Source organism: Vibrio sp. VGrn 2 (assembly GCF_009361695.1).
Classification (GTDB): Bacteria; Pseudomonadota; Gammaproteobacteria; order Enterobacterales; family Vibrionaceae; genus Vibrio; species Vibrio diabolicus.
Map to the genome: position 1 here is coordinate 1 of NZ_RBWD01000026.1, position 16160 is coordinate 16160.

Consider the following 16160-nt stretch of genomic DNA (forward strand, 5'->3'; position numbering starts at 1 on the left):
CTTTATCGAATTCCAGCGTTACCGTCACGCTTTGGCCGATGGCTTGGTGCTCAGGCGTAAACGTCACGTTAGTCAGCGTTGGCAGAGATTGCGCGAGTGTAAAGCTCTGGCTTTCACTCACTTCAATGCCGGCTGAGTTCGTCCCCGTTACCATCACGGTGTAAGTGCCATTGATTTGATGACTCATATCAATTACGTCACTGGTCCAAGTACCACCGGCTTGTACTGTCGCACTGCCGCTTTTTAGTACCGTCGCGCTGCCTTGGGCTTTCACTTCAAGACGCAGGGACTGACCGTCAAAACGTGTCGACGCACCTTCGAATTGTAGCGTGGCAGCATGCGTTTCATCCACATTGCCCACTGGCGTGATGACTAAGGTCGGTGTGATCGGTAATTCGTGAGCGGTGTTATCCTCACCTATGTTGCCAGTCAAATCTTTAAACTGACTAACAACCAAGTCGACACTTAACAGCGTGGTGCTCGGAACTTGCACATCACCAACCCAGACCTTTTTATCTGCCGTTGCTGACAGAGAACTAATGCGATTGCCGCCAAGTGTAGCGGTCGCCTCTTGGAGCTCTTTATCAAACTCAAGCGAGACACTCACGCTTTGCCCCACGCTCTGATGCTCGGGGTTAAATGTCACATTGGTTAGTTTTGGTAAGGTTCCTTCAACCGCGATACTTAAGCTGCTTCCTTTTCCAGGAATTGTGTTGGTACTTTGATAGCTATTGTCTTCTACCTGAATAGTGATATTTTTATCTTGTTTTTCTGGGCTGACATAGTTAACCGTCCACGTAATATTGTCTGAAGTCGACCAAGTATCTTGTTTTAACGTTCCTGTTGCACCGCTATCACTAGCGACAAGATGGACATCTGAGATATCAAAGTTCGTAACTTCTTCTGTAAAGTTAAACGCAAGCGTAATCTCTTCGCCTCCAAAAAGAGGGGCGCTTGAGGCGGTAGAGATACTTAGCCCGGGAACGGTTGCCGCTTCCACATGCGCGTCAATAGAACTTTCACTCTTGTTATCCACCTTGTCTGTTGCTGCCACCGTGATCGTATGATCGCCTTTAGGTAACAAATAGCTTATGACATAAGGCCCCGCTTCGGTTGTCGGCTCAGTAATCGCTTGAGGAGCCACAGTGCTGCCACCACTTACCGCTTTTGACGTGACGAGGTTTAAATTTTTATCTGTAATGTATGCGCTAATTTCTAGCTGATACTTATCGTTTGTCGGTACCTTAGAAATTTGATTAGCACTTAAGCCAGAAATACTTGGAACGTCATAATCAACAATAGACTCGATAACTTGTCCATCATAACTTTTGCCTAGTAATTCAAAGCTTGTATTCTCTCTTCCAACTGAGTCCGTCACCGTCACCTTAAGGGTATATGACCCTTGGTTATCGACGGCAAAGTTCATCATTCCATTACCACTAGATGAGATAACATCACCTGAGTAACGCAAGGAATCACCGAGGCTTGGAATAAGCTCCACAGAATATTGTGAAGCTTTCACTCTTTCTCCTTCCACCGTAGATACCGTAAACGGCTGGCTCGCCTTGGTTAAAAACAGTTTCCCACCCTGCAAACTCGTAATTCCATCGAAATCAACTGTGACTTTAGGAACACTAATATCAATGACTTTTCTGATATCAGAATACAGTCCGACGCTATCTGTCGCTTTGATGTCTACTGTGATTGAACCACGCCCCTCTAACTGAGATTTCGGTAGTTCAAAGTACGTAGATGAACCATTCCCATCCTCTACTCTTTCTTCTTGATAACTCGGGTTTAAAACCGAGTAGTTTACTTTTGCGAGGCTGCTACCAGTGTCCGTTATGTCAAAACGAAAACGAACATTATCAGGATTTGTTGGCGATTCGGTTACGATAATCTCATCGCCAACACTTGGAGGTGTGTTGTCAACTTTAATATCAACGGTCGCTTCACCGACTCTCGACCACACATCCGTTGCGGTAATAATTGTCCTGATCGTTTTTCCATCCGCATCGCTAGGAAGTTCACTCGTAAATGTTGAACACTTGTAGGTTGGGTCATCTGCACACACTTCCAATTGCGCAAACTTCTCTGGATTATCTTTATAGTTGTAGGATTCCGTTCCAAATCTGGCCATCACATTGTCTAGCCTAGAGTTTTCATACAACTTAATTCTGAATTTAGCGACAAGCTGCTGACCATTAATGGTTGTGTTTCCAACCGGATCAGTAATTTCAACGACTACCGAACCTATAGGTAATTCAAGCAGTAGATCATGCTCTGGCGTCAAGTTTCCTGCTAAATCAGATACGTTCTTGATTTTGTATTCTTGAGTTGTACTCAGGCCATCAATAATATCGGCGTAGGATTCAGAATACGTACACTTGATATTTCCAACACCTTTGGCACAGGTCGTTGGTGTATAAGCTTTGTTGCCAAGATTACGAACCAACTTTGGATATTTATCTGAACTTTCAGTATTCACGCCTGACAAAGCATCATTGAAAGAGAGCTCAAATGTGAGCATCTTCTTCTTCAAAGCTTCATCAAACCAAACATCACTTCCTTTAAAACTGTATGAGTTACCATCAACGACTGTTGGTGCATCAATATCCACCATCGAAAAATTGAACTTGTTGATCGTTTCACGCCCATTTGTACCCAAGGTTTTAGTGATCAAAGTGACAGGTGCTTTCGTCATGTTTTGCCCAACATTGACACTACAACTGTAAGGTTCTTGCGATACGTTGATAACACCAGAAGTTGGTTGCTCATTAGTTGGTGGTGCATCTAGAGAGTTGTACTCTTCACGAACCCAACACTCTAACGTTTTGGCTTTGACCGCACTTAATGTAGTAAAGGTGACATCAAGAACACCATCAGATAAGTAGTTTTGGAAGTCCAGCGGACTTGCAACCGAGAGAACCACGCCTTCACGCTGTACGCTAAAGGTTTGGTTTACTTTTCCAACCTTTCTGTCTTTTTCATCAAGGTAACGAACTTTGTTGTAAACCTTTATATCAAGTTCATAGTTACCATCTTTGGCAATTTGTGTAGAAAGCAGCGTTGCCGTCCAAGTGCCATCTGCGGTTTCTGAGAACGTAAAGTTAGTCCCGTTTTGCTCTCCAGAAAATCTATACGTTGAGTCAATTCGATCAACGCCACTGTCATCCACAATATCAAGCGTAAGTACGATATTCCCATCTTGATAGATGGTGTTGTTTGTAATTGGCGTTCCATCCGTGTAACTCATCGCTAGCGTTACCTGCGGGATGGAATTGTACACTTTAACGGTAAAATCTTGCTCACCACTGGTTAAGGTTGTGTTGCCACGAACATCAGACCCTTTTAAACGAACCTTGTGTGTACCCGTACCTAAATCACTAAGGCTCACTTTGAGATCTTCATTGATTTTTTTACCTGGAGAGCCAGGTAATGGCTCCAGATCGCTAAACGTCCAATACTCTAAGCTTTCTCGGTTTACACCATTAATTGAAATATCACCGTTGGCATTTAGGTCTAACGCCGTTAGGTCAAAGACATAGTTTCCTAAGTAGTAGTCATTCGCATTGAAACCACTTAACCCTAATGTTGGCCCATCACGATCAAGAATAACCTTGCTCGTGTTAGAACTAGATTCAAAACCGTAAATATCGGTTGCTTTTACATACAGTGACGTGGTTTTTTCATCTTCAGAAATGTCTATTTTATCTGTGTCACTCTTAATGAGAGACATTACAAACTCTTTAGATGAATCCGTTGGCACAATTGTCTTAATTGGCGAATCTTTACCATTCTGATATAGAGAGACTTGCTCAATGTCTGAATCGTCTATTACGGATTTAAATCGCACGTTGAACTCACGCCCGACAACATAGTTCTCTTTGGACAATGTGTCTTCAACCCAAGGCGTATTTAGGATGATTTCTGGGCCTTTGTTATCGACTTGGAATGTGAATTTCCCTGTTGTACTAACATTGGCAGGGTAAGCGTTGTCCGTCGCAGTGACATAAAATTCATTCCATTCATCGTAATCAAATGCTTTTGAAACCAGTTGGACTTTGACGTCAGGTTGTTCACCAACTAAGTATGGTACGTCACACGTCTCTGTTAGAGGGTCACAGCTTTCTAATGTCAGTGCCTGACCAGACCCTCGGCGAAGATCTATTTTTACATTATTGCCGGGGCTTAACGTCCCCCAATCAATGACAGGTGTCCATTGGTTGTTACCGCCTAAACGGCTTTGGACCTGCTCACTTTTTACAATAGGAGCTTCAGAGTCGATACGAATATTGAATCTCGGAGCCGTGCTAGTTAACTCTGAAACGGAGTTACCTAAATTATCCTCTGCCGCTGCAACGACTAACCAATCACCATCACCCGGGTAAATCGTCGCGCCTTGATTTGAACAAAGCTCCCCCGTACATAATTTGACTTTAAAGGCGTCTTTCGAGTTATTCGCAAAGTCCTCTGATGTGTATGTGACTTTTTCACCCGTTTGCTGGTAGAAAACAAGGCCTCTTGAAGAAAGCTTGTCACCCACAACATCTTCAACCTTGAAGGTCAATTCATGGGTATTTTTGGCATTTAAATAAATACCGTCTTCTACAGGTTTACCGTCGACGTCATTAGGTGGGAGGTAACTCGTTTTAGGGAAATCATTATCAATAAATACCGTTTCTATAAACGGAGCTTTGCCATCGTAACCATACGCATTGCCATGTGGGTCCATGGCACTGGTTTCCACAGCAAACTCTACAATATCTTTTAGTTCACTAGACTGAGAGTTAAGGGTAAAGAGGTACTCTTTTCGATAAGCATTGCTGTTGCCAGGGTTCTCCACAATGTTGATGTCCAGCGGTATTTCAATGTTTGGCTCACTGGCTTGATACCACATCGTGCTAAACTTCGGACCATAAGCGTCGGTTTCTACAATACCAGAAGGATCGTCTAGGACAATTTTAGAAACAACTTCACCAGCAATATAAAGCTTATTGCCAACCATCGTCTCTCGACCGCTTTCAATCGTTAATTTTGGCTGTGGAGGCAAGATATCGATACTGCTACCCTCTGTATCAAAAATGTTCTTACCATTTAAGTTAGGATTAGCCATCGAAATATCATCAGCATAGAGCTGTGCGATATTGGTCTCAATATCGTATTTGCTCGCCATGATTTCGTAATACGATTGCGCTAAATCCTTTCGATAAGTATCGGAACCGAATTGATAAGAATCGAGCATAACCTGACGTCCACCAACACCAATACCATTCGCTTTTCCATCAAAGCTCAAATCATCGTAAATAGCGGAGGCAAAATCTAATGAGTTATTTCTCGGCATTCCTTGAGCAATACTATCGATGGCTTCGACAAGAAATCGGTGTAGATAATCGTTTGATGGCTTTTCTGGAATCGCTTTGGTAGCAAGCATTTCGTTCGTTGCATAAGGCACAACCGTTGGATCAAACCCAAAGAATGAGTTGTTGTTCGTGCCTGATAACGCGTAGCGCACCTCATCAAGAATTTGAATCGCACGCTCAGAAGTTTTCTCTCCGGCAGTGACTTGCTCCCACTGGAAATCAAACAAGCTAGTCTGATATGTCGATAGTTCAGTAATATAGTAAGTCTGGGAGCCATTGAGCTTAAAGTACACGCCAATATTGGCCTTGTTTAAATCAACCGTTACTTTTTTGGTTCCTGGATCTCTTTTCCATTGATAGTAGTATGGCTCGCTGCCTTCGATACCAATTAAACGAACACGCATGAAGTCATAATTCACAACATCAGTTGTGGTTTCACAACTCGCGACGTCAAGAGCCATTGATTGGTCACTTTCCAATTGTTGGATAGTGGTACAACTCGCAAGTGAAGTGAATTCACCATTTGGACTCAACCCTTCAAGTTGCGCTCGCGCACCAATAAATGGTGTCACCACTTTTATAGTTGGCAGATCAAAGCTACTTCTAAAATATACTTCTCTTGGAGTGCTTTCGTTATCAGACTCATCGACGGTTTGAATGACTAACTTTTGACTACTGTTTTCTGATACCGATTTAAAGCTGTCACCCAAAATATCTCTTACAAATGGAATATAATAGATGACATCCTCTACTCGCCCATTGCTGTCTAACAGCGTTTCGTGCGGAATTTTTGCGATGTAGTCATCATCCGATGCGGTTGTATCAATAACTTGCTGAAGTGAGTAGTTGTTATCGTTATTTTGGCTTACGTAGTACTTGACGACGAGCTTAAGCTTATTAGCGTTGGAGCCTAAAACCGTATCGGTATTTACGTCTGATACTTTCACACGAACATAAGGGATTTTATTCTCTTTCAATAAATTAGCGTTGAAGTTACTAAAATCTACCCCTTTTAATGAATTCTGAATCCCTATACTTGCGTACGCATAGTCAATCTTCAAGAAATCGCGGCTCGCTTGAACATTGTCTGGGGTATACGTATCTTGAGAGTAGATAGCATCATAAGTGGTTCGTTCACCATCTAAACCGACATTTACGTACGTCATTGACGCACCTTCAGGATAAGTAATCGTTTGTGCTGGCGCTTGATCGTCACGACTTACTGCATGCTGAGCGGCACCCGTATTACCTTTGCTATCCTTCGCACGAACCTCAAAGACCGTCGTAGATAGGAATTCATCAGTTGGGTAAGCCTTACTAAACTCACAAGCATTTCCAGACTCTACAGTTACAGGAGAACATGTGACGTCCTCATGTAAGCCATCTTTAAATGAAATACTGACCGAACTGATCTCTTGCAAGCTTTCTTTTACAACCCCTTTCAGAACATACTCTTTAAGTTGGTTATTAATTGCACTCGCCGATGTAATATCGATAACAGGCGCATCGTTATCCCACTTAAAATCGATATGAAGACCCGAATGGCTGCCTGGAATTAACTCATTACCCAGTACATCCGCTGTATATAAGACTAATCGTGCTGCTGTTACGTTTGAGAGGCCTGTGGCAGGGTTCATATCCACACTATCGATCTCTTTGGTATTAATGTTAACTTTAACGTTGGTTTCTCGAAGGCCAACTTCAAAATCATCAAATTCAACCGAACAGAATGTGCTTCCAAAATCTTGTATGTCGTTACATTGAAATTCACCAGACCAAGAGCCATTAACCTGATACTGAATAAAGGCGGATACGTCTTCTACGCCGATATCATCTACAATCTTTAGATCAACTTTATCGGTGCCAGCGAGCACATCACTGTCCGTACGAGTAACTATTGGCGCATCTGTATCGATATCCGTACCATCTCGCGGCGGAATGACGCCATCAGTACTGCCATATGTACCTAAGTCATTAAGCTTCTTACTAAAGTCGACATAGTCTGCGGCATCAGTACCAGAGATGTTGACACTTGGATCGTTTACCACGATCAGAACATGCTGAGATAAATCACGTGTATAAATGTCGCTATTTATCTTCTTCTGTCCAAAGCTGAGGGGAGTCACTGCTCCTGAAGTCTGGCTCACTTCAAGACCATCAAGAACACCATCTGCAATAACATCCCGATATTGGATGTCAGCGAAATGCATTGAAGTGTAGACGTTATCGCTGTTACCGTATTTTTTTATAAGATCGTAAGAGTAAGACGAGTATGCAGTTAATAAAGCGCCGTATTGATGCCCAGCACTAGCAAAACTGCTTTGCCCACCTTTGGTTATATCAATAGGTTTGGTCTCATTTACGTCAAACCCATACATGCTATTGATACTATCCAAAGCGGTTGAAAAGGCACTCTCATCTGTGGATCCTTGAGAAATTTTGTACTTTGCCAAGCCTGCTGCCAAGTTCGACAGCGGAGTAAGCATTAACTTTTGCTCACTCCCCTCTTTAAAGTTCACAACACCTTCAAATTTAAGTGTCTTCGCATTGCTCACTGATACCGTTTCATTCGTAAACGGGTCGGTATAACTCCCCTCTTTTGCAACAACAAAAAGAGGCATTGAAGACGATTCAAACTCAACCAGGTAGTTTCCGAACGCATCAGACGTCGTGTTAGCCAACTTCCGGCCTAAGTTTCCATTTTTGAACTCGAAAACCTCAATCTTTGCGCCATTTACAGGGGCGTCAAAAACCATACCGGAAATGCTTCCTTTGCTTCTAGCTGGAGGTGTGTTGTCTCCTCCATCACCACCACCACATGCACTCAATAAAAGAGATGTAAGCGTAAGACCTAATGTTAATTTCAGCGTATTTTTAGCGAACATAGTAATTTGGCAAAATATATTTTGCCGAGATTATATTATTGTAAAATATTTTCTCAACGTGACAATAACACCATTTAAAAAGCCAAAAACACCAGACCAACCGTCACTTTTACTAAATTATTAAATTAAAATCATCACCTATAATTATTCACTTAGTTAAAACAGAGGAATTAGCCATACTTTAATGCTAGGTTTTATTTAAAATATTATACTCTACGCACAACTGTCAGCCTTGATAAACCACCAAAACTAATGACTATTTTGATAATAAAAAGGAGTGTGCGAACTCCTACCGCAACCCTTCTCACCATTGCCTTACTCATTTTTATTGGCGTGTCTCTTTCTCACCACATCCTCACTCCCATGGATAGACTGCCTACCGTCAAGCCTTTAGAGTTCAAGAATGAGGGAGTTCAAGCGCCTTTTGAGGTGGGTACTCTTAGACAAAAAATCACCATAGGTGTGGTTGAGTACTCGTTTGTCGCTTCATTGTTAAAATCAGGAATAAGTCAAAAAGAGATTAATTTGCTATTGGCCCTTATTAAAAGTAACTTTAATATTATTGATTCAGTTAAGAGAGATGACCATTTTATCTTGAGAACTAAGCTAAATAGTAGAAATGAAACCTATATTAGTTCTTTTTACTATTTAGGTAGTAAAACCGATTTATTTATTATCAATGATGGGAAAGGTAACATATTTGATGAACATGGCGTGTCAATAAAAAATAAACTCCGATTTTCAGATCCCTTTGATAAAAGCTACAGAGTAAGCTCTAGCTATGACTTAAAACGAACACACCCAGTAACTAATATAACGACTCCGCACTTAGGCACTGACTATGCAACACCAGTAGGTACACCGATTCGTAGTATTGCTGATGGTATCGTTTTAAAGTCTCGTTACAACCGTTTTGCGGGCAACTACATTAATATCCGCCACACAAATGGCTCTGTATCACGCTACCTACACTTATCTCAACGCAACGTCCACGTTGGCGAGAAGATCAGCCGAGGACAAGTGATAGGAAAAACGGGTAACACAGGAAGAACAACAGGGCCGCATTTACACCTTGAACTGCACATTAATGGTATTCCGGTTGATTACGAGCGATACATTCAAAAGCACCCAAACACTGACGTTAATATAGAAATGCTGATTGCAGCGAGAAAAGAAAAAGCTGAATTAACAGCGGAATGGCAACGGTATAGGCAGTCAAACTGGCAATAAAATACTTCGGTTCGATCTTTCTTCATTTATCTGAAGCGAGTCCTCGTAACCCTCTGAGCGCTTCAAGACCTGTCGCCACTTTCCAAGTTCAGGACAAAAAAAGCCGCTATATGCGGCTCTTAATGATGCGAATCTTTGTTTACAGACCCATGAGTTAATATTTTTGTGGGCACAACTGAATGTAGCAAACTTGCTGGCACGTAACACGCTTAGACTTCAGAAAAAGCTATCGTCCTCCAGCAAGAGCTTTAATGGTTCAGCATCCAACTGCTGTTGATCGCCTCTCCCTGCTCATCAAGTTTATGAATAATATAGTCGATAAACACTTTTACTTTCGCGGGCACAAACTTACGACTTGGATAGTATATATAGACACCTTGACCATCGGTTCTTTGAGGTTCAGAAACCAACATCAGTTTACCTTGCTGTACTAAGTCTCGAGCAAGATATTGGGGCATCAGTGCAATCCCTGCTCCTAAACTCGCTAAAGAGGCCATCGCATAACCATTGTCTACTGTCACTTGATGTGTAGGACTAAATTCTACTAATTGCCCATCTAAAGGCATCGTCAAGGTAAGCAAGCGCCCCGATTGTTTATAGCGGTACATTATCCATTTGTGCTGGTTAAGCGCTTCAACACTCTGAGGCCGACCAAATTTCTTTATGTACTCCGGACTGGCAAACATACCCATATCAATAGGACATAATCGCCTCGCAATCAGGTTGCTGTCATTTAGTCTCCCGCTTCGAATAGCAACGTCCATCCCACTCTCCAATATACTGGTGTATTCATCGGAAAAGCTAAGATCCAACTTCACTTCAGGGTAACGTTCGCAAAACTCTGGAATCAGCGGAGTTATATAGTTTTGCCCGAACGATAAAGGAAGGCTGACACGAAGTGTACCAAACGGAGATGCAATACTTTGATGAAGCTGCTCTTCACTACTTTTGAGCAAGTTGATCACTTCTCTTGCCGTCTCAAGGTAGTTAAACCCCGCTTCAGTGAGCTGGAGTTGACGTGTAGTACGGTGAACTAACCGAACACCCAAATCCTGTTCTAGGCGAGCAATCGCTTTACTAACAGTAGAAGGCGACTGCCCTAATTGATTCGCAACTGCTGTAAAGTTCCCTAAGTCCACAACAGATACAAACAACTTTATTAATGACAGCTTATCCATAACGCTCACAATTAATGAAAAATAATCACATCTAATATGACAGAAAAAGTATTTTTGTGTCATGCAAACTTTTCTAGTATTTCGGAAAAGCATACCTAGCTATGGATATTTCTACTGACCTCAGAGACAACAAATAAAGCCAACACCATTAACTCTACACTAAGAATGCTCGGGCTTACGGCATTTTCTCCAACCTTTAATTCCATTGCATCTCATTAAGTGCAATGAAACATACTGAACTTGCTCTAACACGGTAAGAGGTTTTAATGACAATAATTCAACTTAAACGCGAAGTGATCTGTTTTGCTGGCGATTCTGGAGATGGTATCCAATTACTTGGAGAACGCTTTTCAGACAACTCGTCGAAACAAGGAAACGATGTCATGACGTTACCTGATTATCCTGCTGAGATACGGGCTCCGGCAGGAACCACATCTGGAGTATCGGCTTTTCAGATGCAATTTGCCTCAACAGAGATTTATACTCCTGGCGACGATTTTTCAGTCTTAATCGCTCTGAATGCCGCTGCATTAAAAACCAAAATCTCACAACTCGTTGAAGGCGGTTTGGTGCTTATTGATCTCGATGGTTTTAATAAAAAAAACCTTGAGCTTGCTGGCTATGAATCGAACCCATTGAGCGATGGTAGCCTCGCAGATTATCGAGTGATTAGTGAAAGTTTTACGCGTTTAACCGTTCAATCTCTTTCTGAGTTAAACATAGCGCCTAAAGTAGTGAAACGAAGCAAAAACTTTTTTATGCTTGGTATTGTTTTATGGATTTACAGTCGTCCGCTAGAACCGACCATTGAATGGCTAAATAATAAATTCGCTGACAATCCGCAAGCGAGAGAGGCAAATACTTTAGCCATAAAGTCAGGATTTAATTATGCCGAAACAACCGAAATATTCAGTGACTGTTTTCAGGTTGCTCCCGTAGCAGATAAAACTGGCTTGTATCGTACTGTTTCAGGGAACGAAGCATTATCGCTTGGATTAATATGCGCAGCAGAAAAACTCCAACGCCAGCTATTTTTGGGCTCTTACCCCATAACACCCGCCTCAGATATTCTACACACACTATCAACCTATCAACACTTTGGGGTCACGACATTCCAAGCAGAAGATGAGATTGCAGCTGCTTGTTCAGCTTTAGGTGCATCTTATGCTGGCGGTTTAGGAGTCACATCAACGTCCGGCCCTGGATTATGTTTGAAAGCAGAGACCATTAACCTTGCCGTAATGGCGGAGTTGCCAATGGTTGTTATCAACGTACAACGTGGAGGCCCCTCCACTGGCCTACCGACTAAAACAGAGCAATCAGACTTGCTTTTGTCTTTGTATGGTAGAAATGGGGATTCACCACTCCCAGTGTTGGCTCCTGCTTCTCCCGCAGACAGCTTTGATATGGCAATCGAGGCATGTCGAATTGCCACTACATTTATGACGCCAGTGATCTTATTGAGTGACGGTTACTTAGCAAACGGCTCCGAATCTTGGCTCGTGCCCAACCCTGATGAGATTAAGCTCACTGCCGAGGCAACAAAAGCAAACATAAGCCCGTTTTATCCCTATGCCCGTGATGACGTGTATTACAGCAGAGAGTGGGTCACGCCTGGTACAAAAGAGAAAATGCACCGCATTGGAGGATTGGAAAAGCAAGCGATTACAGGCAACCCTTCTCATGATCCTGAAAACCACCAGCGCATGACTGATGAAAGAGCAAAAAAAATAAATAACATCTGCCATTTCATCCCTAAACAAACGCTAACAGGCAGTACTCAAGACTCACTGCTAGTGCTAAGTTGGGGAGGCACGCAAGGTTCTGTGTCGACCGCAATTGAGCATCTGAGAAAGCAAGGAGCATCGGTTGCTCACGCCCATATTAAGTATCTAAACCCGCTTCCAATCAATTTGGAAGAGATCATTAGCCAATTCAAACATGTGCTTGTTTTTGAGTTGAATAACCAACAACTCGTCAAAGTGATTCGCTCACAATATGCCATTTCTGCACGCTCCGTAACCCAAGTTAAGGGGTTACCATTCAAAGTTCACGAGGTCATTGAGTCTATTAACCACCACCTGAAGGTTATTAAAAATGACGACTAAGGTACTCAACCGCAAAGATTTCGCATCTGATGTTGAAGTCAAATGGTGTCGAGGCTGTGGTGATTTTAACGTATTAAAAACGATGCAGTCCGTTCTAGCACGATTAGGTCGAACTAAAGAGAACACCGTATTCATCTCAGGGATCGGCTGCTCATCTCGTTTTCCTTATTATCTCGATACTTATGGATTTCATACGATTCACGGCCGTGCCCCTGCCATCGCTACTGGTGTAAAAGCGAGCAACCCAGAGTTAGATGTTTGGGTTGTAACTGGCGATGGTGACGCACTGAGTATTGGCGGTAATCACTTTATTCACGCGATTCGACGCAACCAAGACATTAAAATTTTGCTTTTTAATAATGCTGTCTATGGACTGACCAAAGGCCAATTTTCCCCGACAAGCGAACAGGGCTTCATTTCTAAGTCGAGTCCTGAAGGTTCTCCCGATCAAGCGCTTAAGCCTTTGGCATTGGCAGCATCCGCAGGTGCTACGTTCATAGCACGAACATCAGACAATGATCCTACACACATGACGATGGTGTTAGAGGCTGCTGCCGCGCATTCGGGCACTGCTGTGGTTGAAATCCTGCAAAACTGCGTCATTTTTAACGATAAAGTGCACGAACCTTACAACGGCCCAGCGAATAGAAGCGAACATCTACTTTATCTCTCAGATAATGAACCGTTATTGTTTGGTAAAACACACTCAAAAGCGTTGATCAATAGAGGGTTTGGTTTCGAGATTGTCGAATCAGAGGCCCCGAACCTTTTGCTCCACTCCAGTCAATGCAAGGAGTCATACTATGCTTATGCGCTTGCTAACTTGAGCTATCCAGACTTTCCCGTACCCGTGGGCGTTTTTCGTTCAGTGACTCGACCTACTTTTGATCAGGTCATTAGACATCAAAAACATCAAGCAACTCTAAAATATGGTCAAGGCGACTTAACCGAATTGCTCAAACAAAACAGTTATGAGCGTCTCTGCTAACAATTGAAAGAGCCAGCTATTGAGGTAACCTTCCCTGCAAAGATGAAACTAAAAGGTTTCCGATTCTAGTTGGCGACTTGCTGAATGATGAGTTGATAAGGAAGTGTGGTGGTTGCAGATATCCATCACACTAAAAAGAGGCTCTATAATGAGCCTCTTCTGTTTTTTAAAATAGTGACATCGTCACTCTTCTGAATAGTTTCTATCGTATTCAGCGCTTGCCTTTCTCAGCCCTTCTAAATCGTCTGAACATAACAACCTCTTCAGGCTGTCAATTTTCTTATCAGGCCAATCATATATCCTAAGAGCGAGCAGTTCGTCTATCGTCTCTCGAGAAAAGCGATATTTGACATGCTTAGCTGGTGAGCCTGCAACCATGCTGTAAGGCTCAACATCTTTCGTCACCACGCTGTTTGCCGCAACGATTGCTCCTTCTCCGATAGTCACACCCGGCATTATCATGGATCGCATACCGAGCCAGGCACCATCGCCAATGTGAGTATCTCCTTTCCCGACGTACGCTTCTTCAATAAAGTCCATAAATGGGTACAAGGAGAACCAATCAGCTCTATGTGTACTATTTCCCCCCATAACAATCACAACTTCCGCTGCAATGCAGACAAAGTCACCTATATGTAACTTATCAATCTTCCATTTTGGTTCCCAATCTCGGCTGAACTCATCGCCTTGTAGATATCTTACAACGGACTCCTCAAAACCGGCGTCCCAACAATCACTGTAATAACTATGTTTACCTTTAATCGTTATATTTGGATTCGTAACAACTTCATGTAGCAAAGTCACCTTAGACCAATGCTTAGTTTTCATGAATACTCCTATAAATACTATCGAATAAAACAATGCAGATAGTATGTATCTAAATAAGCTCTAATAATTACATAGTGCCTATTACCACTAAATTTTACTTCACCACCGAGCTAATAATATTGTAAGCAGCCTCTACTCTTTCTGCATTAGGGTAGTTTTTATTCGCCAGAATCACTATGCCTATTTTTTCAGAGGGTACATATGCGACATATGCCCCAAAGCCACCTGTTGAACCCGTTTTGTTATACCAAACGTCACGACCGAGAGTACCGGATTCACTTGCTTGAACCGGTTTAGCGTTGAGAATTACGTCGCTGGAGTTACCCTTCAATAATTGCGAAAGTGAAACGGGGTAATTATAACCTTCCCACCCTACGGCTTGCGTAAACGTGTCGGTATCAAAATACTTAGTATGAGTTCGCTCTAGCGCATTTTCTATATCAGTATTAAGTTGCGCTTGACCCATATTTGCTTCGATATATTGAAGCATATCTAAGCTTGTTGATTTAATACCATAGGCTTGTGCATCAAGAATACCTGGATTAACTCTAACGGGTTTTCCCTCAGAACTATAACCAAAAGCATAGTTGTTAAGCTTATCCTTTGGTACATCGACAAACGTATTAGTCATACCGAGCTCAGGCAGGATGACGGTTTCCATCATTTCCGTATAGTCTGACTTCATACTCAAGGCACCGATGTAGCCAAATAGACCAATACTAGGGTTTGAGTACTTCCTCTTAGTACCGGCTTCGTACTCCGGTTTCCACGTTTTGTAGTACTGCATCATTTCAGCGTCGTTCGTTACTTCGCTAGGAAATTGCAATGGTAGACCACCTGCAGTGTAGGTTGCGACATGAACTAGCTTGGTATTACCCAGGACACTATTTTCTAATTCTGGAATATAATCTTTGACCTTGTCATCCATGTTCAACTTACCTTTTTCTTGGGCGTACCCAGTCAAAGTAGCGGCAAAAGTTTTACTGATAGAGCCGAGTTCAAAAATTGTGTCGTTAGTGACTAAACTCCCCTTACTTTCGTCAGCGAAACCGTAATTGTAAAAATAACGCTTACCATCAATCGTTACTGCAACAGCCAACCCCGGAATGTCGTATTCGTTCATTAATCCTTTAGCACATTCATCAACTACGCTCTTTAATTGACTGCTAACCGTTAACTCCGTTTTCGCAAACGTGACGAAAGAAGTGAGCGATAAAATTGCCACCAAGGCATTGTTTAATTTCATTGAACCCTCAATTTTTAATTTTCACTTATAATTAATTTCTAGTTTGTTCCAAGGCTTTTAGCTTTTTATATAAAAGTAATCCTGACTTGAAGAACTCCAATCGCTAACCCCCGATGAATAACACTGTGTCTTCAAATTTTTAGTGCGATATAAACAGGTTTAAACCTGATCACCGTTGATAGGTAGGCCGATTAGATACGAATGTAAGTAACATCCGTTTGCAAAATGGGGAAACAGTGTACTCAATTACGCTTTCTCCATATCACGATAACGGTATACTAGGTAGATATACTTGGTATATACAGATCCACATCCTCACAACGCTTTAGAACCA

The 16160-nt window shown here is 42.3% G+C and carries 7 protein-coding genes; 3 read left to right on the forward strand and 4 right to left on the reverse strand.

Features of this window, described 5'->3' with window-relative positions:
* On the reverse strand, positions 1 to 8248 hold an 8248-nt coding region (locus D8S93_RS23260; protein WP_227484020.1), incomplete at its 3' end, for a hypothetical protein.
* A 252-nt stretch (positions 8249 to 8500) separates the two neighbouring features.
* On the opposite strand from D8S93_RS23260, the gene D8S93_RS23265 reads away from it, so the two are divergent.
* Entirely contained in the window at positions 8501 to 9478 is a 978-nt protein-coding gene (locus D8S93_RS23265; RefSeq protein ID WP_152815781.1) for a M23 family metallopeptidase, read from the forward strand.
* A gap of 248 nt (positions 9479 to 9726) precedes the next feature.
* Here D8S93_RS23265 and D8S93_RS23270 read toward each other — a convergent pair whose 3' ends face one another.
* Complete coding sequence (locus D8S93_RS23270; protein ID WP_006741107.1) at positions 9727 to 10656, reverse strand: LysR family transcriptional regulator; 930 nt, start codon at positions 10654 to 10656, stop codon at positions 9727 to 9729.
* Between the two features lie 266 nt (positions 10657 to 10922).
* Between D8S93_RS23270 and D8S93_RS23275 the strand changes: the two genes are divergently transcribed.
* Together D8S93_RS23275 and D8S93_RS23280 are read left to right on the forward strand one after the other, a co-directional pair.
* Complete coding sequence (locus tag D8S93_RS23275; RefSeq protein WP_152815783.1) at positions 10923 to 12764, forward strand: 2-oxoacid:acceptor oxidoreductase subunit alpha; 1842 nt, start codon at positions 10923 to 10925, stop codon at positions 12762 to 12764.
* The gene (locus D8S93_RS23280) at positions 12754 to 13752 is read left to right on the forward strand and encodes a 2-oxoacid:ferredoxin oxidoreductase subunit beta (RefSeq protein ID WP_152815785.1); all 999 of its coding nucleotides are present in this window, start codon (positions 12754 to 12756) and stop codon (positions 13750 to 13752) included. Before D8S93_RS23275 ends, D8S93_RS23280 begins: the two co-directional genes overlap by 11 nt.
* Positions 13753 to 13935: 183 nt before the next feature.
* On the opposite strand, the gene D8S93_RS23285 is transcribed toward D8S93_RS23280, so the two are convergent.
* Both D8S93_RS23285 and ampC read right to left on the reverse strand, forming a co-directional pair.
* The gene (locus D8S93_RS23285) at positions 13936 to 14580 is read right to left on the reverse strand and encodes a CatB-related O-acetyltransferase (RefSeq protein ID WP_152815787.1); all 645 of its coding nucleotides are present in this window, start codon (positions 14578 to 14580) and stop codon (positions 13936 to 13938) included.
* A gap of 94 nt (positions 14581 to 14674) precedes the next feature.
* Positions 14675 to 15826 (reverse strand): class C beta-lactamase, encoded by a 1152-nt coding sequence (gene ampC / locus D8S93_RS23290; protein ID WP_152815789.1) that lies wholly within the window; start codon positions 15824 to 15826, stop codon positions 14675 to 14677.
* Positions 15827 to 16160: the final 334 nt, after the last annotated feature.

Excerpts from the sequence above, each read along its gene's own strand:
- D8S93_RS23280 (WP_152815785.1), top strand. The coding sequence starts at position 12,754 with ATGACGACTAAGGTACTCAACCGCAAAGATTTCGCATCTGATGTTGAA.
- D8S93_RS23270 (WP_006741107.1), bottom strand. The coding sequence starts at position 10,656 with ATGGATAAGCTGTCATTAATAAAGTTGTTTGTATCTGTTGTGGACTTA.
- ampC (WP_152815789.1), bottom strand. The coding sequence starts at position 15,826 with ATGAAATTAAACAATGCCTTGGTGGCAATTTTATCGCTCACTTCTTTC.
- D8S93_RS23265 (WP_152815781.1), top strand. The coding sequence starts at position 8,501 with ATGACTATTTTGATAATAAAAAGGAGTGTGCGAACTCCTACCGCAACC.
- D8S93_RS23275 (WP_152815783.1), top strand. The coding sequence starts at position 10,923 with ATGACAATAATTCAACTTAAACGCGAAGTGATCTGTTTTGCTGGCGAT.
- D8S93_RS23285 (WP_152815787.1), bottom strand. The coding sequence starts at position 14,580 with ATGAAAACTAAGCATTGGTCTAAGGTGACTTTGCTACATGAAGTTGTT.